This is a genomic window from Saccharopolyspora hirsuta (genome assembly GCF_008630535.1).
Classification (GTDB): Bacteria; Actinomycetota; Actinomycetes; order Mycobacteriales; family Pseudonocardiaceae; genus Saccharopolyspora; species Saccharopolyspora hirsuta.
This window is the reverse complement of the sequence record NZ_VWPH01000005.1, coordinates 487,340-507,966: the sequence shown is the minus strand read 5'-3', so window position 1 is coordinate 507,966 and position 20,627 is coordinate 487,340. Positions and strand designations below refer to the sequence as shown.

Annotated in this window: 19 protein-coding genes; 13 read left to right on the top strand and 6 right to left on the bottom strand. The window is 72.9% G+C overall.

Annotated elements, in window-relative coordinates; all coding sequences use genetic code 11:
• Positions 1-2 precede the first annotated feature (2 nt).
• The 8 genes from F1721_RS13210 (at position 3) to F1721_RS13175 (ending at position 9,310) form a co-directional block, all read left to right on the top strand.
• Positions 3-770: an ABC transporter permease gene (locus F1721_RS13210; RefSeq protein ID WP_150066913.1), complete on the top strand. Its 768-nt coding sequence runs from the start codon at positions 3-5 to the stop codon at positions 768-770.
• On the top strand, positions 767-1,906 hold the full coding sequence (locus tag F1721_RS13205; RefSeq protein WP_150066912.1) for a sensor histidine kinase: 1,140 nt from the start codon (positions 767-769) through the stop codon (positions 1,904-1,906). The genes F1721_RS13210 and F1721_RS13205 overlap by 4 nt, the downstream gene beginning before the upstream one ends.
• The gene (locus F1721_RS13200; RefSeq protein ID WP_150066987.1) at positions 1,903-2,568 is read left to right on the top strand and encodes a response regulator; all 666 of its coding nucleotides are present in this window, start codon (positions 1,903-1,905) and stop codon (positions 2,566-2,568) included. Before F1721_RS13205 ends, F1721_RS13200 begins: the two co-directional genes overlap by 4 nt.
• Before the next feature lie 112 nt (positions 2,569-2,680).
• Positions 2,681-3,940: a cytochrome ubiquinol oxidase subunit I gene (locus tag F1721_RS13195; RefSeq protein WP_150066911.1), complete on the top strand. Its 1,260-nt coding sequence runs from the start codon at positions 2,681-2,683 to the stop codon at positions 3,938-3,940.
• A gap of 10 nt (positions 3,941-3,950) precedes the next feature.
• On the top strand, positions 3,951-4,727 hold the full coding sequence (locus tag F1721_RS13190) for a cytochrome d ubiquinol oxidase subunit II (RefSeq protein WP_150066910.1): 777 nt from the start codon (positions 3,951-3,953) through the stop codon (positions 4,725-4,727).
• Positions 4,724-6,316, top strand: coding sequence for a thiol reductant ABC exporter subunit CydD (gene cydD, locus F1721_RS13185; RefSeq protein WP_246154771.1), 1,593 nt, complete (start codon positions 4,724-4,726; stop codon positions 6,314-6,316). The genes F1721_RS13190 and cydD overlap by 4 nt, the downstream gene beginning before the upstream one ends.
• A complete protein-coding gene (gene cydC / locus F1721_RS13180; protein ID WP_150066908.1) occupies positions 6,316-8,049 on the top strand; it encodes a thiol reductant ABC exporter subunit CydC in 1,734 nt (577 codons plus the stop codon). Before cydD ends, cydC begins: the two co-directional genes overlap by 1 nt.
• Entirely contained in the window at positions 7,973-9,310 is a 1,338-nt protein-coding gene (locus F1721_RS13175; protein ID WP_246154770.1) for an amidase, read from the top strand. Before cydC ends, F1721_RS13175 begins: the two co-directional genes overlap by 77 nt.
• Positions 9,311-9,313: 3 nt before the next feature.
• On the opposite strand, the gene F1721_RS13170 is transcribed toward F1721_RS13175, so the two are convergent.
• Positions 9,314-10,381, bottom strand: a complete 1,068-nt coding sequence (locus tag F1721_RS13170) for a tartrate dehydrogenase (protein ID WP_150066906.1) — start codon at positions 10,379-10,381, stop codon at positions 9,314-9,316.
• 126 nt (positions 10,382-10,507) lie between these two features.
• On the opposite strand from F1721_RS13170, the gene F1721_RS13165 reads away from it, so the two are divergent.
• Together F1721_RS13165 and F1721_RS13160 are read left to right on the top strand one after the other, a co-directional pair.
• Positions 10,508-11,497 carry a PHP domain-containing protein gene (locus F1721_RS13165; RefSeq protein WP_150066905.1) on the top strand — a complete coding sequence of 330 codons (990 nt, stop codon included), beginning with the start codon at positions 10,508-10,510 and terminating at the stop codon, positions 11,495-11,497.
• Between the two features lie 80 nt (positions 11,498-11,577).
• Positions 11,578-12,072 (top strand): MarR family winged helix-turn-helix transcriptional regulator, encoded by a 495-nt coding sequence (locus F1721_RS13160; RefSeq protein WP_211840451.1) that lies wholly within the window; start codon positions 11,578-11,580, stop codon positions 12,070-12,072.
• Between the two features lie 2 nt (positions 12,073-12,074).
• Here F1721_RS13160 and F1721_RS13155 read toward each other — a convergent pair whose 3' ends face one another.
• Entirely contained in the window at positions 12,075-13,949 is a 1,875-nt protein-coding gene (locus F1721_RS13155) for an ABC transporter ATP-binding protein (protein WP_150066904.1), read from the bottom strand.
• Positions 13,950-14,232: 283 nt separating this feature from the next.
• Here F1721_RS13155 and F1721_RS13150 point away from each other — a divergent pair, with 283 nt between their 5' ends.
• The 3 genes from F1721_RS13150 to F1721_RS13140 are packed head-to-tail and all read left to right on the top strand — an operon-like array spanning position 14,233 to position 17,013.
• The gene (locus F1721_RS13150) at positions 14,233-14,931 is read left to right on the top strand and encodes a GPP34 family phosphoprotein (protein WP_246154767.1); all 699 of its coding nucleotides are present in this window, start codon (positions 14,233-14,235) and stop codon (positions 14,929-14,931) included.
• 29 nt (positions 14,932-14,960) lie between these two features.
• Positions 14,961-16,439 (top strand): APC family permease, encoded by a 1,479-nt coding sequence (locus F1721_RS13145; RefSeq protein WP_150066903.1) that lies wholly within the window; start codon positions 14,961-14,963, stop codon positions 16,437-16,439.
• Positions 16,429-17,013, top strand: coding sequence for a GNAT family N-acetyltransferase (locus tag F1721_RS13140; protein ID WP_150066902.1), 585 nt, complete (start codon positions 16,429-16,431; stop codon positions 17,011-17,013). The genes F1721_RS13145 and F1721_RS13140 overlap by 11 nt, the downstream gene beginning before the upstream one ends.
• Here the strand turns inward: F1721_RS13140 and F1721_RS13135 are convergent.
• The 4 genes from F1721_RS13135 to F1721_RS13120 all read right to left on the bottom strand — a co-directional run bounded on the left by F1721_RS13135 (position 16,992) and on the right by F1721_RS13120 (position 20,625).
• Positions 16,992-17,204 carry a hypothetical protein gene (locus tag F1721_RS13135; protein WP_150066901.1) on the bottom strand — a complete coding sequence of 71 codons (213 nt, stop codon included), beginning with the start codon at positions 17,202-17,204 and terminating at the stop codon, positions 16,992-16,994. The two genes, F1721_RS13140 and F1721_RS13135, sit on opposite strands and share 22 nt — an antisense overlap.
• 89 nt (positions 17,205-17,293) lie before the next feature.
• On the bottom strand, positions 17,294-18,472 hold the full coding sequence (locus F1721_RS13130) for an acyl-CoA dehydrogenase family protein (RefSeq protein ID WP_150066900.1): 1,179 nt from the start codon (positions 18,470-18,472) through the stop codon (positions 17,294-17,296).
• Positions 18,473-18,559: 87 nt separating this feature from the next.
• Positions 18,560-19,198 (bottom strand): LutC/YkgG family protein, encoded by a 639-nt coding sequence (locus F1721_RS13125; protein WP_150066899.1) that lies wholly within the window; start codon positions 19,196-19,198, stop codon positions 18,560-18,562.
• Positions 19,195-20,625, bottom strand: coding sequence for a LutB/LldF family L-lactate oxidation iron-sulfur protein (locus F1721_RS13120; protein WP_150066984.1), 1,431 nt, complete (start codon positions 20,623-20,625; stop codon positions 19,195-19,197). The genes F1721_RS13125 and F1721_RS13120 overlap by 4 nt, the downstream gene beginning before the upstream one ends.
• Positions 20,626-20,627: the final 2 nt, after the last annotated feature.

The following is a 20,627-nucleotide window of genomic DNA, read 5'->3' as shown; positions in this document are numbered from 1 at the left end:
CGGTGCCATCTGGATCCATCCCGGTCACACCCGCGCTCGGGGTGGCCATCGCGCTGCTGCTGATCGCCGCCGCAGCCGTCGCCGGGCTCGGGCGGCTGGCCCGCTACCGCGACGTGCTGTTCGCCGGGGTGCGCGGAGCGGTGCAGCTGGCGGCGGTGTCGCTGCTGATCGCCTACCTCGTGCAGTCGACCGCGCTGGCGGCGCTGTTCATCGTGCTGATGTTCGCGATCGCCGCGCACACCGCCGGGCGGCGGATCACCGGCGACCGCAGCTGGTTGTGGGCCGGGCTGCCGATCGCGGCGGGCGTCGCGCCCGCGGTGGGCCTGCTGGTCGTCACCGGGGCGGTGCCGCTGACCGGGCTGGTGCTGATCCCGCTGGTGGGACAGCTCATCGGTGGCGCGATGGTGGCCACCGCACTCGCGGGGCGGCGCTTGCTCGACGAGCTGCACCATCGGCGCGGCGAAGTGGAAGCTGCGCTGGCGCTGGGCATGACCGGGCGGTGCGCGCGGCTGGAGATCGCCCGGCCCGCGGCCGGGAGCGCGCTGGTGCCCGCGCTCGACCAGACCCGCACCGTGGGCACGGTGACGCTGCCCGGCGCGTTCGTCGGGATGCTGCTCGGCGGCGCCACGCCGGTCCAGGCCGGGGTCGTGCAGCTCTACGTGCTGGTGGCGCTGCTGGCGGTGGAGTCGGTGGCGATCCTGGTCGCGCTGGAGATCGTCGCGCGCGGCCTGCTGACCAGCTCCGGGCGACGCCTATTCTTCCGGGCATGACGGTTTTGCGGCGGTTGCCAGGCACCGCGGTCGACGTGGCGCTGGCGGTGCTGGTCGCAGTCGTGGTGCTGCTCGCCGTGCTGCTGAACTTCGCCGTCGAGCGGGGCGCGCTGCGGCTCTTCGACGTGCTGATGATCCTCGGCACCTGCGCGGTCCTGGTGCTGCGCCGCCGCTTCCCGGTCCCCGTCGCGCTGGCCGTGCTGGTGGGCTGCGCCGTCTACTACCCGCTCAGCACGGCGGACGGTCCGCTGCTGCTGGCGTTCGCGGTCGCGCTGTGCACTGTGGCCGCCGAGGGGCGCACAGCCGTTGCGGTGCTGCTCGCGGTGGTGGCGATGCTCCTCGTCGGCTACGGCGAGGTGGGCGGCGGGCAGCGGCACCTGGACGACACCTCGCTGTACCTGTTCGCCGGGTGGCTGGTCGCGGCGGTCGCGATCGGCGGTCTGGTGCACAACCGGCGCGCCTACCTGCACGAAGCGGAGCAGCGGATGCTGGCGGTGGAGCGGGAGAAGGAGGAAGAGGCCCGCTCCCGGGCCGGTGCGGAGCGGCTGCGGATCGCGCGGGAGCTGCACGACGTGCTCGGCCACCACATCTCGCTGATCAACGTGCAGGCCGGAGCCGCGCTGCACCGGATGGGCGCCGACCCCGCGCAGGCCGAGTCGGCACTGACCTCGATCAAGCAGGCCAGCAAGGACGCGCTGCGCGACCTGCGGACCGCGCTCGGCGTGCTCCGCCAGGTCGACGAGGCACCGGCGGGGCTGGCCCGGTTGGACGACCTGGTCGCGCAGGCCCGCGCGACCGGGCTGGAGGTGCGGGTCGAGGTCGACGGCGAGCCCCGGTCGCTGCCGCCGGAGGTGGACCTGGCCGGGTACCGGATCGTGCAGGAGGCGCTGACCAACGTGACCCGACACGCCGACGCGCGCACGGCCTTCGTGCGGATCCGCTACTCCGGCCACGATGTGCGGGTGCAGATCGATGACGACGGGACCGCGACGCCGACGCGGAACGCCAACCGGGGCAACGGGATTCGCGGCATGGAGGAGCGCGCGCGGGCGCTGGGCGGGGAGTTCTCCGCCGAGCCCCTCCCCGCTGGCGGGTTCCGGGTGCGGGCCAGCCTGCCGTGGCGGGCCGCGCCGTGATCCGGGTGCTGCTGGCCGACGACCAGACGCTGGTGCGGGCCGGGTTCCGGTCCATCCTGGAGGGCGAGGACGACGTCGAGGTGGCCGGGGAGGTCGCCGACGGCGCCGAGGCGGTGCGCCGCGCCGCCGAGCTGCGGCCCGACGTGGTGCTGATGGACATCCGGATGCCGGAGCTGGACGGGCTGGAGGCGACCCGGCGGATCTGCGCCGACCCGCGGCGGGCCGCGGTGAAGGTGCTCATCCTGACCACCTTCGACGTGGACGACCACGTCTACGGCGCGCTGCGCGCCGGGGCGAGCGGGTTCCTGGTCAAGGACACCGAACCGACCGAGCTGATCCACGCGGTGCGGGTGGTGGCCCGCGGCGATGCGCTGCTGGCCCCGGCGATCACCCGGCGGCTCATCGCCGAGTTCGCCGCCCGCAGCGACCGGCCCGCCCCGAGCCCGCGGTTGAGCTCGTTGACCGACCGCGAGCGGGAGGTGCTGGTGCTGGTGGCGCGCGGGCTGTCCAACGACGAGATCGCCGCGCGCCTGGTGCTCAGCCCGGCGACGGCGAAGACCCACGTGAGCCGGATCATGAGCAAGCTCGGGGTGCGCGACCGCGCGCAGCTGGTGGTGCTGGCCTACGAATCGGCCCTGATCACCCCGGGCTGGCTGACCTGAGGGCCGCAACTGCGGGTGTAGGGGAGCGCCCCTAGGGGACAACCGGCGCGGTACCCGAAGTGCCCTCCGCAGCCCGACGTCCGGCGAGCGCCGCGGCGCCAGGCTGGTGGGCATGGATCCGGAGACCCTCGACCTGGCGCGCCTGCAGTTCGCCCTGACCGCTGGCGGCCACTTCCTGTTCGTCGCGCTGACCATCGGGCTGGCGACGCTGGTGGCCTGCGTGCAGACCCGGGCGACGCTGTCGCGGAACCCGGTGCACGAGCGGATGACCCGGTTCTGGGGCCAGCTCTACGTGATCAACTACGCGGTGGGCATCGTCACCGGGCTGGTGATGGAGTTCCAGTTCGGGCTGGCCTGGAGCGGGCTGATGCACACCGCGGGAAACGTCATCGGCGCTTCGCTGGCGATGGAGGCGCTGGTCGCGTTCTTCGTCGAGTCGACGTTCCTGGGGCTGTGGATCTTCGGCTGGGGGCGGCTGAACCGCTGGGTGCACCTCGGGCTCATCTGGGTCGTCGTGCTCACCGCCTACGCCTCGGCGTACTGGATCCTGGTGTCCAACGGATTCCTGCAGAACCCCGTGGGCTACGAGCACACCGACGGCGTGCTGCGGCTCACCGACGCTTGGGCGGTGCTGACCAATCCGGCCGCCACCAACGCGTTCTGGCACGTCCTGGGCGGATCCCTGGTGACCGCAGGGGTTTTCGTGGCGGGCATCAGCGCCCTGCACCTGTTCCGCCGGACCGCCGAGGTGGAGCTGTTCACCAAGTCGCTGCGCATCGGCTTGTTCAGCGCGCTGCCCGCGCTGTTCGCAACGGTGGTGGCCGGTGGCCTGCAGTTCGGCCACCTGCAGCCGATGAAGCTCGCGGTCTTCAGCCGGGACAGCGCGCGGATCGCGGAGCTGCAGGCCGAGCTGGTGGGCCGCTTCGGTCCCGGTGACTACGTGCCGCCGGAGCCCTGGACCAGGGCGGGCGGGATCGTCATGCTGCTCGCCTTCGCGCTGCTGCTGTACCTGCTGGTGCCGAGCGCGCTGCTCGCGCTCTTCAAACCGGTGGTGCGGCGGTTCCGGTTGTGGCACCTGGTGCTGGTGGCGGCCGTTCCGCTGCCCTACCTGGCGATGATCTCCGGCTGGGTGTTCCGCGAGATGGGCCGCCAGCCGTGGGTGATCGACGGCGTGCTGCGCGTGGAGGACGCGGTCTCCGACGTGTCCGCGACGGCGATGCGGACCTCGCTGCTGGTCTTCACCGTCCTGTTCGGACTGCTGCTGGTGGTCAACTGGTGGTTGCTGCTGCGCCAGGCGGTGCGCGGGCCCGACGCGGTCGCGCTGGGCAGCGGGCCCGAAGCCGAACCCCGTCCGATCTCCGCCGCGTTCTGAGGAGCGAATCGTGGAACTGCTGGCTATCGCGGTGCTGGGTGTGTTCGCCCTCGGCTACTTCCTGCTGGGCGGTGCGGACATCGGCGTCGGCATGCTGCTGCCCGCACTGGGGCGGGACGCGCGGCAGCGGAGGCTGGTCATCACCGGCATCGCGCCGTTCTTCCTCGGCAACGAGGTGTGGCTGGTGGCCACCGCCGGAATCCTGGTCGGTTCCTTCCCGGAGCTGGAGGGCGAACTGCTCACCGGGCAGTTCCCGGCCGTGGTGCTGCTGCTGACCGGGTGGATCGTGCGCGACATGGGGCTGTGGCTGCGGGGCCGGGCCGATGCCCGCGGGTGGTGGGCGGTGTGCGACGCGGCGATCACCGGCGGCAGCTGGGTGGTGGCGCTGAGCTGGGGCTGGATGTTCGCCGGGCTGCTCGCGGGCCAGGTCGGCGAGGTGGCCACCGGGCCCGGTGCACTGCTGGCCGGGGTGGCGGTCGCGACGCTGTTCGCGGTGCACGGGCTGGCGTTCGCCCGGCTCCGGCTGTCCGGGTTGCCGCGCCAGCGCGCCGGTGCGTTGTTCGGCCGCTTCGGGGAGTGGCGGGGACTCGCGCTCACCTCCGGGGTGATGGTGGTGCTGTGCCTGGCGGTCGGGTTCCGCTTGCCGCTGCTGGAGAGCACTGCCGACCCCGCCACGCTCGGGCTGCTGCTGCCCGCCGCGCTGGTGCTCACACCGTTCCTGATCGCCGCCCAGGTCTGCGTGTGGTGGGTCTTGCGGGCTCGCGCGGAAAGGCCGCTGTACCTGTGAACAAGCGACTCCTCGGCCTGCTGCCCCGGCGAACCCGGTTCGCGGTGGCGGTCCTGGCGCCGGTGCAGGCCGGGCTGATCATCGCGCAGGCGGACCTGCTCGCCCGCGCCATCGCACTGCTCGACCCCACCTACCTGCCGTGGCTCGCAGGTGCCGTGGTGCTGCGCGCCTGCACCGCCTGGTGCAGCAATGCCGTCGTGCAAGGAGCCGCCGCGAATCTCAAGGCAGACCTGCGCAGTTCGCTTCTTGCTCGGGCGGCGGCGCAGCGGTCGAGCGGGGCGTTCAGCACGCTCGTCACGAAGGGGGTCGACGCGCTGGAACCGGCGATCACCGGTGTGGTGCCGCAGCTGGCGGTCGCGGTGCTCGTGCCGCCGGTCGTGCTGGTGCGGCTGGGGCTGGCCGACTGGCCTTCCGCGCTGATCGTCGCACTGACCCTCCCGCTGATCCCGCTGTTCGGCGCGCTGATCGGCCTGCGCACCCGCGACGTGACCGACGACCAGTGGACGCACCTGCAGCGGCTCGGCGGGCACTTCCGCGACGTGCTGGCCGGGTTGAGCACGCTGCGGGTGTTCGGGCGGGCCGAGCACCAGCAGCAGGTGATCGCGCGGATGGCCGACGAGCACCGCTCGGCGACGATGCGCGCGCTGCGGGTGGCGTTCCTGTCGGGCTTCGCGCTGGAGCTGGTGTCGTCGCTGGCGGTCGCGCTGGTCGCGGTACCGGTCGGGTTGCGGCTGCTGTCCGGCGGGATGGACCTGACCACGGCCCTGGTGGTGTTGCTGCTGACGCCGGAGGCGTTGCTGCCGCTGCGGGCGCTGGGCACCAGGTTCCACGCCGCTGCTGAAGGGATGGCAGCGGCCGAGCAGGTCTTCGAGGTCCTGGACACCCCGACCGCGGAGCAGGGCGGGACGCGGCGGGAGGCCACCGCGGGAGAGATCCGATTCGAGGACGTCAGCGTGCACTTCCCCGGCCACGAGAACCCGGTGCTGGACCGCGTTTCGCTCGTGGTCCGGCCGGGGGAGCGGGTGGCGCTGGTCGGACCCAGCGGCGCGGGCAAGTCCACCGTCCTGCACCTGCTGCTCGGTTTCGTCCGGCCCACCTCCGGCCGGGTGCTGGTGGACGGCGTCGACCTGCGCGAACTCGACGTGGCGGAGTGGCGCCGCCAGGTCGCGTGGGTGCCGCAGCACCCGCACCTGTTCGCCGGGACGATCGCGGACAACATCCGCCTCGGCGCGGCCGGTGCCTCGATGGCGGAAGTCCGGGCGGCGGCACGCGCGGCGCACGCGGCGGAGTTCATCGAGCAGCACCCGGACGGCTACCGAACCCGCCTGGGGGAGCGCGGGGCCGAGCTCTCCGCCGGTCAGCGGCAACGCGTGGCGGTCGCCCGCGCCTACCTCAAGAACGCCCCGATCGTCCTGCTGGACGAGCCGACAGCGCGCCTGGACCTGCACACCGAAGGTGTGCTGGCCGCCTCGGCCGCTGAGGTGCTCCACGGCCGGACCGCGATCGCGGTGGCACACCGACCGGCCCTCCTGAAAGCCGTCGACCGGGTGATCCGCCTGCACAACGGATCGGTTGTGGGGGTGGCGTGATGAATCGAGTTCTACGCCGAACCTGGCTTCGCCTGTTCGCCGCCATCGCCGCCGGAGTGATCGCCGAGCTGTGCGCGGTGGGGCTGATGGCGCTGGCGGCGTGGCTCATCACCCGTGCGGCCGAACAGCCCGCGCTGTCCGCGCTGAGCTTGGGAATCGTCGGCGTTCGCGCTTGTGCGCTGGCCCGCGGCGCGTTCCGCTACCTGGAGCGCCTGGCGGGTCACGACGCCGCGTTGCGGGCGGTCGCGCGGTTGCGTCCCGAGGTGTTCCGGGCACAGCTGGGCCGACCGGCGCTGCGCGACGGAGATGCCCTGTCCCGCTTGGTCTCCGACGTCGACAGCGTGCAGGAGCTGTTGCTGCGCTGCCTCTCCCCGGCCGTGATCGCCCTGGTCGTCGCCACCGGTTCGGTGATCGCCTGCACCGCGGTGGTCCCGGCCGCCGGAGCGGTGCTGGCCGCTGGTCTGCTGGTCGCGGCGGTGGCCCTCCCGGCCTTGGCGGTGCTGTCCCACCGGCAGGACCGGACCGCTGCCGATCGAGCCGAACTGGCCGTCGCCGCAGCCGATCTCGTGGACGGCGCTCGGGAACTGGCCGCCTTCGGTGCAGTCCCCGCAGCGGTCGCGCGCGCCGAGCAGCACTCAGCGCGGATGCGCCGCCGCGATGGTCGAGCGGCTCGGAGGTCGAGTGCTCTGCTGGCGGGCGGGGTCCTGCTGCAGGGTGCGACGGCGGTAGCCGTTACCTGGTCGGCACTGCTGGCCGGGCAGTCGCAGACCGGTGCCGCCGTGGTGGGTTTCCTGGCCTTGGCGGCGTTCGAGACGGTTCTCCCGCTGACCGACGCCGCGCGCCGCTGGACCGAGCACCGCCCAGCGTTGCGGAGGATCACCGAACTGCTCGCCGCGCCGCCGATCGCGTTGCCGCAGGTGAACTCGGAGAGAATCGCGCTCCACGACGTCTCAGCGCACTACGACCGACCGGCGCTCACCGACGTGAGCCTGACCGTCGAGCCCGGCCGTGCGGTCGCCGTCGTCGGCGCCAGCGGAGCGGGCAAGAGCACGCTGCTCGGTGTCCTCGCCGGGCTCGCACCTGTCTCGGCGGGCCGCGTCGAACGGCCGGAAACCCGCGCTGTGACGCAGGATGCGCACGTCTTCAGCGCCACCATCCGCGACAACCTGCTGCTGGCCGCACCGGGAGCCGACCGGTCCCAGCTGGAGCGGGCCGTCGAGCAGGCCGGGCTGCTCGACTGGATCCGCCGCCAGCCAGCAGGTTTCGACACGTTCGTCGGCGAATCCGGGCAACCGCTCTCCGGCGGTCAGCGGCAACGCCTCCTGCTGGCGCGGGCCCTGCTGCCCGAGCCGGACGTGCTGCTGCTCGACGAGCCGACCGAGGCGCTGGAACCCGAGCTCGCCGACGAGGTCCTGGCGCGCGTCCGGCACGCCCGGGCGGGGCGGACCACGATCGTCGTGACGCACCGGCTGGCCGGTCTCGCGCAGTTCGACGAGGTCCTGGTGCTCGACGCCGGTCGGATCGTGCAGCGCGGACCGCACCGGGAACTGGTGGCGGTGCCGGGCCCGTTCCGGGACCTGTGGGAGGCGGAAGCGTTGACGAACTCCGCAATCCGGGCGCACGATGATCCGAACGCCGGAGGAGGGGGCGCCACCGTTGACCCAGCACAGCCCTGCGGGGTTCTTCCGCGACCGGACGATCACCGAACTCGCCGACCGGCTGCGCGCCGGTGAGACCAGCGCCGTCGAGCTCACCCGGGCCGCGCTGCGCACCATCGACGAGCTCGACGGCGAGCTCAACGCCTTCACCGCGGTCGACCGCGAAGGAGCGGTGCAGGCCGCGGAGAAGGCCGACGCCGAACTGGCCGAAGGACTCGACCGCGGTCCGCTGCACGGCATCCCGGTGGCGGTCAAGGACATCATCGAGGTCGCCGGGCTGCCCACCGCGATGGGCTCGGCGCACTTCGCCGAGCACGTGTCCACATCGGACGCCGAGTGCGTGCGGCGGCTGCGCACCGGTGGTGCGGTGCTGGTCGGCAAGACCACCACCCACGAGTTCGCCTTCGGCCCCACCGGGGACAGCGCGCACCGCGGCCCGTCCCGCAACCCGCACGACACCACCCGGATCACCGGCGGCTCCAGCGGCGGCAGCGGCGCCGCGGTCGCGGCCGGGATGGTGCCGCTGGCGCTGGGCACCGACACCGGGGGATCGGTGCGCATCCCGGCCGCGCTGTGCGGGGTGGTGGGGTTCAAACCGGCGTACGGCGCGATCTCCACCGACGGGGTGTTCCCGCTGGCGCAGTCGCTGGACCACGTCGGCGTGCTGGCCCGCACCCCGCAGGACTGCCGCACCGGCTACCGCGTCCTGGCCGGGCTGCGCAGCACTCCGAGCGGCGAGAGCGGGGAGACCGCGAGCATCGGGTGGCTGGACCCCGGCGCGCTGCACCCGACGGACCCGGAGATCACCCGGATCGCCCGCGCCGCGCTCGACGTCGACGGGCTGGCCGTGCGCGAGGTCGGCATCCGCGATCCGGACGTGGTGCACCGCGGTTTCCTGGGCATCCAGTTCAGCGAGGCCTACGCCAACCACGCCGAGCGCGTGGCCGAGCACCCGGAGCTGTTCACCGACGACGTCCTGGACCGGCTGCGGCAGGCGGCCCGGACCGCGGGCTGGCAGCACGTGCGCGCGCTCGCCGCGCGCGAGGAGTGGCGGCGCGAGGTCCACGAGCTGCTGTCCGAGGTCGACCTGCTGGCCACGCCCACCACCTGCGTGGTGGCCACCGAGCTCGGCCGCCGCGAGATCCCCGTCGACGGGACCGCGGCGGACGTGCGCGGCGCGCTGATCGGGCTGACCAAGCCGTGGAACCTCGCGGGCGTCCCCGCGGTGTCGGTGCCCGCCGGTGTGCTCGGCGGGCTCCCGGTCGGCCTCCAGCTCGTCGGCCGACCGGGCCGGGAGGACGTCCTGCTGGCCGTCGCCGCCCGCATCGGCGGCTGACGGTCAGCCCCGGACCGCCTCCGCGATCGCCCTGCCCAGGTCCTCGGTGGTCGCCTTGCCGCCGAGGTCGGGCGTGCGCGGGGCCGAGGCGTCGGCGAGCACCCGCTCGATCGCGGCGACCACGTCGGCACCGGCCTCCGCCAGCCCGAGGTGGTCCAGCATCATCGCCGCCGACCAGATCTGGCCGATCGGGTTGGCGATGCCCTTCCCGGCGATGTCCGGCGCCGACCCGTGCACCGGCTCGAAGGTCGACGGGTAGGTGCGCTCGGGGTTGATGTTGCCCGACGGCGCCACCCCGATCGTGCCGGTCACGCCCGGCCCCAGGTCGGACAGGATGTCGCCGAACAGGTTGCTGGCCACCACCACGTCGAAGCGCTCCGGCGACATCACGAACCGCGCGCACAGGATGTCGATGTGGTCCTGGTCGACGGTGATCTCCGGGTACTCCGCGGCGATGGCGGCGAACCGCTCGTCCCAGTACGGCATCGAGTGGTAGATGCCGTTGGACTTGGTCGCCGAGGTCACGTGCGGCTTGCCGAGCTCGCGGGCCAGCTCGAAGGCGTAGCGCATGATCCGGTCGGTGCCGCGCCGGGTGAAGGCCGCGGTCTGCAGCACCATCTCGGTCGGGGTGCCCTCGCCCTGCCTGCCGCCCAGCTGCGAGTACTCGCCCTCGGTGTTCTCCCGGACCACCCAGAAGTCGATGTCGCCCGGCTGCTTGTCGCGCACCGGCGGCGTCACGCCCGGCAGCAGCCGCACCGGCCGCAGGTTGACGTACTGGTCGAACTCGCGCCGGATCGGCAGCAGCAGCCCCCACAGCGAGATGTGGTCGGGCACGCCGGGCCAGCCGACCGCGCCGAGCAGGATCGCGTCGTGGTCGCGCAACCGCGCCAGCCCGTCGGGCGGCATCATCGCCCCGGTGCTCTTGTAGGTCTCGCAGCTCCAGTCGAAGTGCCGGTAGCCGAACCGCACCCCGTACTTCGCGCCGACCACGTCGAGCACCCGCAACGCCTCGGGCATGACCTCGTTGCCGATCCCGTCACCGGGCAGCACCGCGAGTTCGTACTCCTGCACTCTCCACCTCGTCCCTCGAAGATCGCGTTCCCGGTGGTCATCTAACGCCCCGCCCCGGGCGCGGGCCAAGACCCGAGCGGGAATCGTCGGTGGCGTCACTGCCGCGCAGCGACTACGAAGGACCACGTGGATGCGGCACGGGCACTGCGCGAGATCGCCTTCTGGCTGGAACGGGCCGATGCGCCGACCTACCGGGTGCGGGCGTTCCGGCGGGCCGCCGCGGTCGTCGACGAGCTGCCGGACCTCGACGAGCGGGTGGCCGCGGGGCGGCTGACCGCGCTGGAGGGCATCGGCCGGACGACCGCGGCCGTCATCGAGGCCGCCCACCGCGGCGAGGTCCCCGACTACCTGGCCCGGCTCCGGTCCGAAGTGGACGTCCCGGAGCGCGGCGCGGCGCTGCGGGCGGCGCTGCGCGGCGACTGCCACACGCACTCGGACTGGTCCGACGGGGGCAGCCCGATCGCCGAGATGGCCACCACCGCCCGCGACCTCGGCCACGAGTGGATCGCGCTGACCGACCACTCGCCGCGGCTGAAGGTGGCCCGCGGCCTGTCCGCGGACCGCATGCGCGAGCAGCTGGACGTCGTCGCCGAGCTCAACCGGCGGCTCGCGCCGTTCCGCATCCTGACCGGCATCGAGGTCGACATCCTCGCCGACGGGTCGCTGGACCAGGAGGAGGAGCTGCTGGCCCGGCTCGACGTGGTGGTGGCCAGCGCGCACTCCGAGCTGCGGATGCCCGCCGCGGAGATGACCCGCCGGATGTGCGCGGCGGTGGCCAACCCGCACGTGGACGTGCTCGGGCACTGCACCGGCCGCCTGATCGGCGCCAGGAAGCGCCCGCAGTCGACCTTCGACGCCGCCGCGGTGTTCCGGGCGTGCCGGGACCACGGCGTCGCGGTCGAGATCAACTCGCGGCCCGACCGGCTGGACCCGCCCCGCGAGCTGATCCGGCTGGCCCGCGACATCGGCTGCCTGTTCAGCATCGACTCCGACGCGCACGCCCCCGGCCAGCTGGACTGGCTGGCGCACGGCTGCGCCCGCGCCGAGGAGTGCGAAGTGCCCCCGGACCGGGTCCTCAACACCCGCACCGCCGACCAGCTCACCGCCGCTGGCTGAGCGGATGCGGTACCTCCGTCGGAGGCCCTGAACAGCGCAGATGTCTGAACGTTCAAGTATATTTGGCGTATGCTGGTCCGGTGACCGAACCCAGATGGCTCAGCGATTCGGAGCAGTGCGCCTGGCGGAAGTTCGCCGCGCTGATGACCGTCGTCCCGGCCGCGCTCGACGCGCAGCTGCAGCGGGACTCCGGGCTGACCCACTTCGGCTACTGGGTGCTGGCGATGCTCTCCGAGGACCCCGACCGCGCGCTGCGGATGAGCGACCTGGCGGCGCGGGCCAACGCCTCCCCGTCGCGGGTCTCGCACGTGGTCGCCCGGTTGGAGCAGCAGGGCTGGGTTCGCCGACAGCGGGCCACCAGCGACGGGCGCGGCAACGTCGCCGAGCTCACCGACGCCGGGTACGACAAGGTCGTGGCCGCGGCGCCGGGACACGTCGCGAAGGTCCGGGACCTGGTCTTCGGCGGGCTCACCGAAGACCAGGTGCGCCAGCTCAACGAGCTCTGCACGGCGGTCCTCGCGCACCTCGACCCCGAAGGCACGCTCACCACCGCGCCCCCGCAGCCAGGAGCCTGAGCTCAGGCCGCTGCTTCGGTGTCCTGCTGGGCGAACTGGGTGCGGTAGAGCTCGGCGTAGAGGCCGTCGCGGGACAGCAGGTCGGCGTGGGTGCCGTCCTCGGCGATGCGCCCGCCGGAGATGACCAGGATCCGGTCCGCCTCCCGGATGGTGGCCAGGCGGTGCGCGATGACCAGCGCGGTCCGCCCGGACAGCGCCGTGCGCAGCGCCGCCTGCACGGCCGCTTCCGACTCCGAGTCCAGGTGCGCGGTCGCCTCGTCCAGCACCACGATCGGCGGGGCCTTGAGCAGCAGCCGGGCGATCGCCAGCCGCTGCTTCTCACCGCCGGAGAGCCGGTAGCCGCGGTCGCCGACCACCGTGTCCAGCCCTTCCGGCAGCGCCTCGACGAGGTGGCCCAGCTGCGCGGTGCGCAGCGCTTCCAGGAGCTCCTCGTCGGTGGCGTCCGGCCGGGCGAAGGTCAGGTTGGCGCGGATGGTGTCGTGGAACATGTGCGGGTCCTGGGTGACCACGCCGACGGTGCGGTACAGCGAGGCCAGCGAGACGTCCCGGACGTCGTGGCCGCCGATGCGCACCGCGCCGGAGTCGACGTCGTAGAGGCGTCCGGCCAGGTTGGTGATGGTGGTCTTGCCCGCGCCCGAGTGCCCGACCAGCGCGATCGTCTCGCCCGGCGCGGCGCGGAAGGAGACGTCGTGCAGCACGTCGTGCGCGGGCGAGCTGTCCTTCCGGGCCACCGATTCCAGCGAGGCCAGCGAGACCTCGTCGGAGGCCGGGTAGCGGAACGACACCCGGTCGAACTCGACGTCGGCGGCACCGGCGGGCAGCTCGGCGGCGTCCGGCTTCTCCCGGACCATCGGGCGCAGGTCCAGGATCTCGAAGACCCGGTCGAAGCTGACCAGCGCGGTCATCACGTCCACGTGCACGTTCGACAGCGCGGTCAGCGGCCCGTAGAGCCGGTTGAGCAGGGTGGCCAGCGCGACCAGGGTGCCGAGCTGGAACGCGCCGGTCAGCACCAGGCCGCCGCCCAGTCCGTAGACCACCGCGGTGGCCAGCGAGGCCAGCAGCGTCAGCGCGACGAAGAAGACCCGGCTGTACATCGCCGAGATCACACCCATGTCGCGCACCCGCGCGGCCCGCTCGGAGAACCGCGCGGCCTCCTCGTCGGCGCGGCCGTAGAGCTTGGCCAGCATCGCCCCGGCCACCCCGAAGCGCTCGGTCATCAGCGAGCTCATCTCGGCGTCGACCTTCATCTGCTCCCGGGTGATCCGCTGCAGCCGCCGCCCGATCCAGCGCACCGGCAGCAGGAACAGCGGCAGCAGCGCCAGCGCGATCAGGGTGATCTGCCAGGACAGCGTGAACATGGTGGCCAGCACCAGGACCAGGCTCAGCACGTTGGACACCACCGACGACAGCGTGCTGGTCAGCGCCCGCTGCGCGCCGATGACGTCGTTGTTGAGGCGGCTGACCAGCGCCCCGGTCTGGGCCCGGACGAAGAACGCCACCGGCATCCGCTGCACGTGGTCGAAGACCTCCGAGCGCAGGTCGTAGATCAGCCCCTCGCCGAGCCGGGCGGAGTACCAGCGCTGCAGCAGCGACAGCGCGGCGTCCAGGAGCGCGACCCCGGCGACCGCGACCGCCAGCCAGACCACCACCGACATGTTCCGCGGCACGATCCCGTCGTCGATGATCGCCTTGAACAGCAGCGGGTTGACGATGCCGAGCACGGCGGCCAGGACCACCAGCGCCAGGAACGGGACGATGTCGCGCAGGTAGGGCCGGGCGTAGCGCAGGATGCGGCGGGCCAACCCGGGCGAGAGCCGCTGCCGGGTCACCGATCCGTCGCTGGCGAAGGATCGCATCGTCTCCCAGCTCACCGTCATGTTCGCAGCCCCCTCCGGATGTGCGTCGACCGTACTGCGCCATCCTCGAACCTCGTGCTAGGTCGAAGTCAACAACGCCGCCCGCGGGGGTGTTCCCGGACCGGAGATCACCCGGCTGTCGCAACGGCACGCGCGGGCAGCGAACTTGAACAAACCTTCGGGTAAGTTACTCTGTGCGCTGTTTCGGGCACTTTCCGAACTCGGCGGGTGATCGGTTCGGGGGCGGCGACGGCTCGGATGGGAGCGACTGGGTGTTGATCGGCACTTCGGCCGGGGGTGGCCGGTGACGGTTTCCGAGCTGGATGCCACCCGCATCCCGCTGCGGGTGGCGGATCGGTTCTTCCTCGCCGCGCACGCCGGAGGGCACCGGATCACACCCCGGGTGGACGGTGCGCTGGTCTCGCTGGGCTGCGCCGCGGGCCTGCTGGCCGAGCTGATCCTGGAGGAGGAGATCGCGGTCACCCCCAGCGTCCGGCCCAGCGGCCGGGGGCGCTGCCCGGACTTCCTGTCCTGGGCGATCCTGCGGGAGATCCGCGAGGAACCCGGCCACGACCTGCGCACCTGGCTGGACTACCTGGGCCAGGCCGCCACCGAGAAGGTCCGCGCCCGGCTGGTCATCATCGACGTGCTGCGCGAGGTGCCGGTCTCGGCCGGGTGGCGCGGTGGCGCGGCCTCGGCGTGGCGGTTCGCCGACCCCGGCGTGGCCAGCCCGGAAGCGGTCCTGGAGCTGCTGTTCACCAGCGCCGACACCGCCACCGGCAACGGCATGATCACCGTGCCGGAGCGCATCGCCGAGATCACCTTCGCGCTGCTGGCGCGCGAGACCGGCGTGATCCGCAACGTGCGGTTGCCCAAGAACGTCGCGCGGCAGGGCGACTTCCGGATGAAGTCCTGGCAGAAGCGCATCCCCGGACCGCTGCGGAACCTGATCGCCGAGGTCGCGGCCGCGCGCGGCCAGTCGGCCATCACCCCCAGACACTGATCCCGCCGAACCCGCGAAGGAGCGAGCAGTTGCCACCGTCCAAAGTGTCCGCCGCACTGGCCCGCGCCCGACTGGGTGTGACCTCGATCGTCTTCTTCACCGTCGCCGCCGCGGCCCCGGAAACGGTCGTCGGCGGGGGTGCGGTCAGCGGTTTCGCGGTGTCCGGGGTGACCGGGATCCCGCTCGGGTACCTGGCGATCGCCCTGGTCCTCGGCCTGTTCGCGATCGGCTACGTCACGATGTCCCGGCACGTGGAGAACGCCGGGGCGTTCTACGCCTACATCGCCAAGGGCTTGGGCCGGGTGACCGGCACCGGGGCGGGTGCGGTCGCGCTGGTGTCCTACCTGCTGATCCTGGTCAGCCTGGCGGGCGGGCTCGGCGTCGGGGCGGCCGACTTCGTGCGGCAGGTCACCGGGAGCACCGCGCCGTGGTGGGTGTTCGCGGGCGCGGGCCTGGCCGTGGTGGCGGTGCTCGGCGTGCTGCGCATCGACGTCAACGGCCGGGTGCTGGGCGTGCTGCTGCTGGCCGAGGTGGCGATCATCCTGACCTTCGACGCGGCGTTCGTCTCCGCGCCCTCCCCGGACGGCGTCGTGCTCGACACGCTCAACCCCGCGCAGCTGATGACCGGGGCGGCCGGGGTCATCCTGGTGATCGCCTTCACCGGGTTCATCGGGTTCGAGAACTCCACGGTGCTGGCCGAGGAGGCCAAGAACCCGCGCACGGTGATCTACGCGACCTACATCTCGCTGGTGGTGATCGGCGGCCTGTACTCGCTGTCGACGTGGGCGATGACGGTGGCCACCGGACCGGGCAACATCGTCTCGCAGGCCGAGACCCACTCCACGGAACTGCTCTTCGTGCTCGCCGGGCAGCGGCTGCCCGGGGTGCTGGTGACCATCGGCTCGGCCCTGTACGTCACCAGCCTGTTCGCCGCGATGCTGTCGTTCCACCACGTCTGCTCCCGCTACTTCTTCGCGCTGGGCCGCGAGGGCGTCGGCCTGAGCTGGTGGGGCACCACCAGCTCGCGCACCGCGGCCCCGGCGGCGGGCTCGCTGACCACCACCGCGATCTCGATCGTCGTGGTGGCGCTGGTGGCGGTGACCGGGATCGACCCGATCACCTACCTGTTCTTCTGGGGCGCTTCGGCCGGTGCGCTCGGCGTGCTGTCGCTGGTGATGCTGACCTCGGTCGCGGTCCTGGGCTACTTCCTGGCCCACCGCGACCACGGCCACAGCCGCTGGCGGACCGTGGTCGCGCCCCTGATCGCGGCCGTGGTGCTGGCCGTGATCCTGCTGCTGACGGTGCTCTCATTCGGCACCGTGCTCGGCGTGGAGGACGGCGACCCGGCGGCCTGGGCGCTCCCGCTGGGATTCCTGGTCGTGTTCGTGCTCGGTGCCGTCTGGGGTGCGGCGCTGAAGCGCGTCCGCCCGTGGGCGTACGCGCGCATCGGCCTGGGAGCGCGCGCGGCGACGGTGCAACCGGGGAAGGAGACCGCCGGTGTCCGGTGACGATGTGCGCATCCGAACGCTGGTGCGGGCGTTCGCCGACGACGAGTTCGCCCGCTGGCTGGTGCCGGACCAGCAGCACCGCCACGAGGTGTACCGCGGGTGGTTCGGCATGGTCGTGCCGCGCGCGGAGCAGCACGGCGAGGTGATCGTCGGCGCCGACGGCCTCGCGGTCCAGGTCTGGCTGTCCGGCCGCGACGGACCGCCGAGCATCCTCGACGAGGAGGGCGACCGCCGCCTGGCCGAGCTCGCCGGGCCGCGCATGGAGCGCTTCCGCGAGTTCGGCGAGCTGACGGCGGCCAACCACCCCGCGGAACCGCACCAGTACCTGGCGATGATCGCGGTCGACCCCTCGGTGCAGTCCACCGGTGTCGGCGGCGCTGAGCTGCGCCGCGCCCTGCAGCGGTGGGACGCCGAAGGACTGCCGTCCTACCTGGAGGCCAGCAGCGCCCGCAGCCGGAACCTGTACCTGCGCCTGGGCTTCCGCGACATCGGCACCCCGATGGTCCTCCCGCACGACGGCCCCACCATGTACCCGATGTGGCGCGACGCCGCTCAGGTCTCGGCGCCGACGTAGACGAACTGCCAGGTGCCGTCCGGGGCGCGGCGGCCGCGCTCGTAGATCAGCAGCGGTGGGACTGCCTGGGCGTTGCGGGCGCGGGCGGGGAGCGTGATCCGCGGGATCGGCTTTCCCGAGCCGTCCGCGGGCACGTCGACCTCGTTCCCGTCCTGCGGGCCGCCCCGCAGCAGAACCCTGATGTCCGGCAACGCGGAACTCCCTCCTGAGGTGATCGGCACCACTTCGACCGGTGCACCCAGGAGCCCGGTTCCCGGTGTCACTTGATCGTGTGGCGGGCTCAGATCATCTCGGTGATGCCGGGTTCGACGCCCAGCAGCGCGCGGCCGAAGACCTCGGCGTTGGAGGCCGGGTGGGCGAGCGCGTGCCGGGCCGCGGTCTGGATGTCGCGCACGATGCCGTGCAGCGGGTCGCGCTCCGACATCGCACCCGCCCCGTAGGCGTTGACCAGCATCTCGACGGCCTCCCGGCACTGCCGCACCGCGTAGCTGGAGTGCTGCCGCAGGCGGGTGCGCTCCAGCAGGTCGGGATGCGTGCCTGCGTGCGCGTGCCCTTCGACGACGGCGGCCGACCGGTGCGCGATCATCCGCGCGACGTCGATCTTGGTGGCCGCCTCGGCCACCGCCAGCTGGAACCCGGTCGAGTCGAGCTGGCGCTCGTAGCTGGTGAACGAGATGCCCCGCCCGCCGGACTGCGCCACGACGTGCTCCAGCGCCTGCTCGGCCATCCCGAGCAGCGGGGCGATCAGGAAGGTGGCCAGCGTGGGGACCAGCGCGGCCCGGTACCGCGGGGAGTCGTTGCCGGTGCGGGGGAACTCGCCGCGCGTGGCCGGGCGGCGGTGCAGCACGCGGTGGTCGGGGATGAACACGTCCTCGCCGACCAGCATGTTGCTGCCGGTGCCGCGCATCCCGAGGGTGAACCAGGTGTCCTCGACGCTCAGCTCCCGCATCGGCACCAGGCCGAACGCGGCGCCGTGCTCCGGCAGCGTCATGCCGAGCATCGCCCACTCCGCGTGCAGGCACCCCGACGCCGGGGCCCACCTGCTGCTCACCAGCCAGCCGCCGTCGGTGCGCCGGGCCCGGGCCTTCGGCGAGAGCACCTGGCAGACCTTGGTGTCCGGGTCTGCGCCGAAGACCTCCTGCTGCGCCCGGTCCGGGAACAGCCCGGTCAGCCAGTCGCCGCAGCCGAGGATCATGACCAGCCAGCCCGCCGACGCGTCGCCCTTGGTGAGCTCCGCGGTGGCGTCCAGGTAGGTGCGCAGGTCGAGCTCGGCGCCGCCGAATCGGCTCGGCACCCATGCGCGGAAGAACCCGGCCGCGTCCAGCGCAGCGATCGCCTCGTCGGCCAGCCTCCGCTGCTGCTCGCCCTCGCTGCGGTGCGATGCCAGCTGATCGCGCAACGCCGCGGCGCGCGCGACGACGTCCAGCTGCGGCTCCAGCGGAGCGTGGGCCTCCACCATCGACTCCTCCACGATCACCCGTCCTGGTGATCAGTGTGCCTGGGGTGTCGTGGAGGAGTGCCAAGTGGTCCGCGGTGCGAACTCCCGTCAGGTGGCGTCCGGGGTCACCAGGACGTGGAGGGTGCGCGGCCCGTGCACGCCTTCGACGCGCTTGAGCTCGATGTCGCTGGTGGCCGACGGACCGCTGATGAAGGTCATCGGTCGCGTCGGGTCCAGCCGCCGCACGGCGTCCGGGACGTCGTCGGCGACCTGCGACTCGGAGACCACGCAGATGTGCACGTCGGGCACCAGGGTCACCGCCCGGTGCCCCTGGCCCGGCCCGTGGTCGAGCACGATCGTGCCGGTGGAGGCGATGCCCACCACGGCCGTGGTGATCACCGCGTCGACCTGCTCCAGACCGGCCGTGTCGATGCCGACCCCGTCCTCGACCTGGTCGAACTCCGCCCGCAAGGCCTCGCACCACTCCTGTGGTACCCCGGCTGGGGCGAGCACCCTCCGGGCTCCGACGCCGCGGGCGGCGGCCGTGATCGCGGCGGTCAGCCCGCCCGGCGCGACCCGGTCCACAGTGGCCCGGTAGTCGGCGACCCGCTCGCAGAACAGGCCGACGAGGTCGTCCGCCGGGCGGTGCTCCCGGTAGTGCCGCGGGACGTCGGCCAACGACGTCCGCTCGGTGCCCGCGATCGCCGAGCGCACCCGGCCCAGGATCGCCTCGCGTGCCGCGCTCATCGCGCATCGCCCCCTCGGTTGCGCTCCCACCACGTTCGGAACGGTTCTTCGGCCGGGGCCGGTGCGTCGCGCGCATCGGTCCACCGGGACAGCGGCGGGGGCAGTCGGCCGATGGTGCCCTTGCGGCCGATCACCCTCCGGCTCAGCGCCGCAACCTTCTGCGCGGCAGCCAGCCGCTTGGCGTCACCGAGCACCCACGACGCCAGGCCCATCAGCGCGTCCATCGGCTTGGACCGCCAGCCGCGGTGCTCCTCGACCACGCGGGTCCGCAGGTGCACCAGCAGGTCCGGGATGTTGATCGCGACCGGGCAGACGTCGTAGCAGGCCCCGCACAGCGAGGACGCGTACGGCAGCGCCTGGTCCACTTCGGACGTGGTGCCGCGCAGCTGGGGCGTCAGCACCGCCCCGATCGGTCCGGGGTAGACCGACCCGTAGGCGTGCCCGCCGGTGCGCTCGTACACCGGGCACACGTTCAGGCAGGCCGAGCAGCGGATGCAGCGCAGCGCCTGGCGGCCGATCTCGTCGGCGAGGGCGTTGGTGCGGCCGTTGTCCAGCAGCACCACGTGGAACTGCTGCGGCCCGTCGCCCGGCGTGACGCCGGTCCAGGTCGAGGTGTAGGGGTTCATCCGCTCGCCGGTGCTGGACCGAGGCAGCAGCTGCAGGAAGACCTCCAGGTCCTGCCAGCGCGGCACCAGCTTCTCGATCCCGACGACGCTGATCAGCGTCTCCGGCAGGGTCAGGCACATCCGGCCGTTGCCCTCGGACTCCACCACGACCAGCGTGCCGGACTCGGCGACGGCGAAGTTCGCGCCGGAGACGGCGACCTTGGCCCGCAGGAACTTCTCCCGCAGGTGGCGGCGAGCCGCTTCGGCCAGCCGGGCCGGTTCGTCGGTGAGGTCGGCCGGGGCGGGCGCGCCGACCTTGCCCATCTCGCGCTGGAAGATCTCCCGGATCTCCGCGCGGTTGCGGTGGATCGCGGGCACCAGGATGTGGCTCGGCGCGTCGTGCCCGAGCTGGACGATCAACTCCGCCAGGTCGGTCTCCCAGGCGTCGATCCCGGCCGCCTCCAGCGCCTCGTTGAGCTCGATCTCCTGGGTGGCCATCGACTTGACCTTGACCACCTCGCGCTCCCCGGTGGCGCGCACCAGGTCCACCACGATGCGGTTGGCCTCCTCGGCGTCGCGCGCCCAGTGCACGGTGCCGCCCGCGGCGGTGACCGCCGCCTCGAACTGCTCGAGGTAGGTGTCCAGGTTGGACAGCGTGTGGGTCTTGATCGCCGCGCCCGCCTCGCGCAGCTGCGCCCAGTCGTCCAGCTCGCCGACCACGTCGGCGCGCTTGCGCCGGATCGTCGAGGTGGCGTCGGCGAGGTTGTGCCGCAGCTGCGAGTTGGCCAGCTCGCGCTTGGCGGCCTGCGGGAACGCGGGCATGC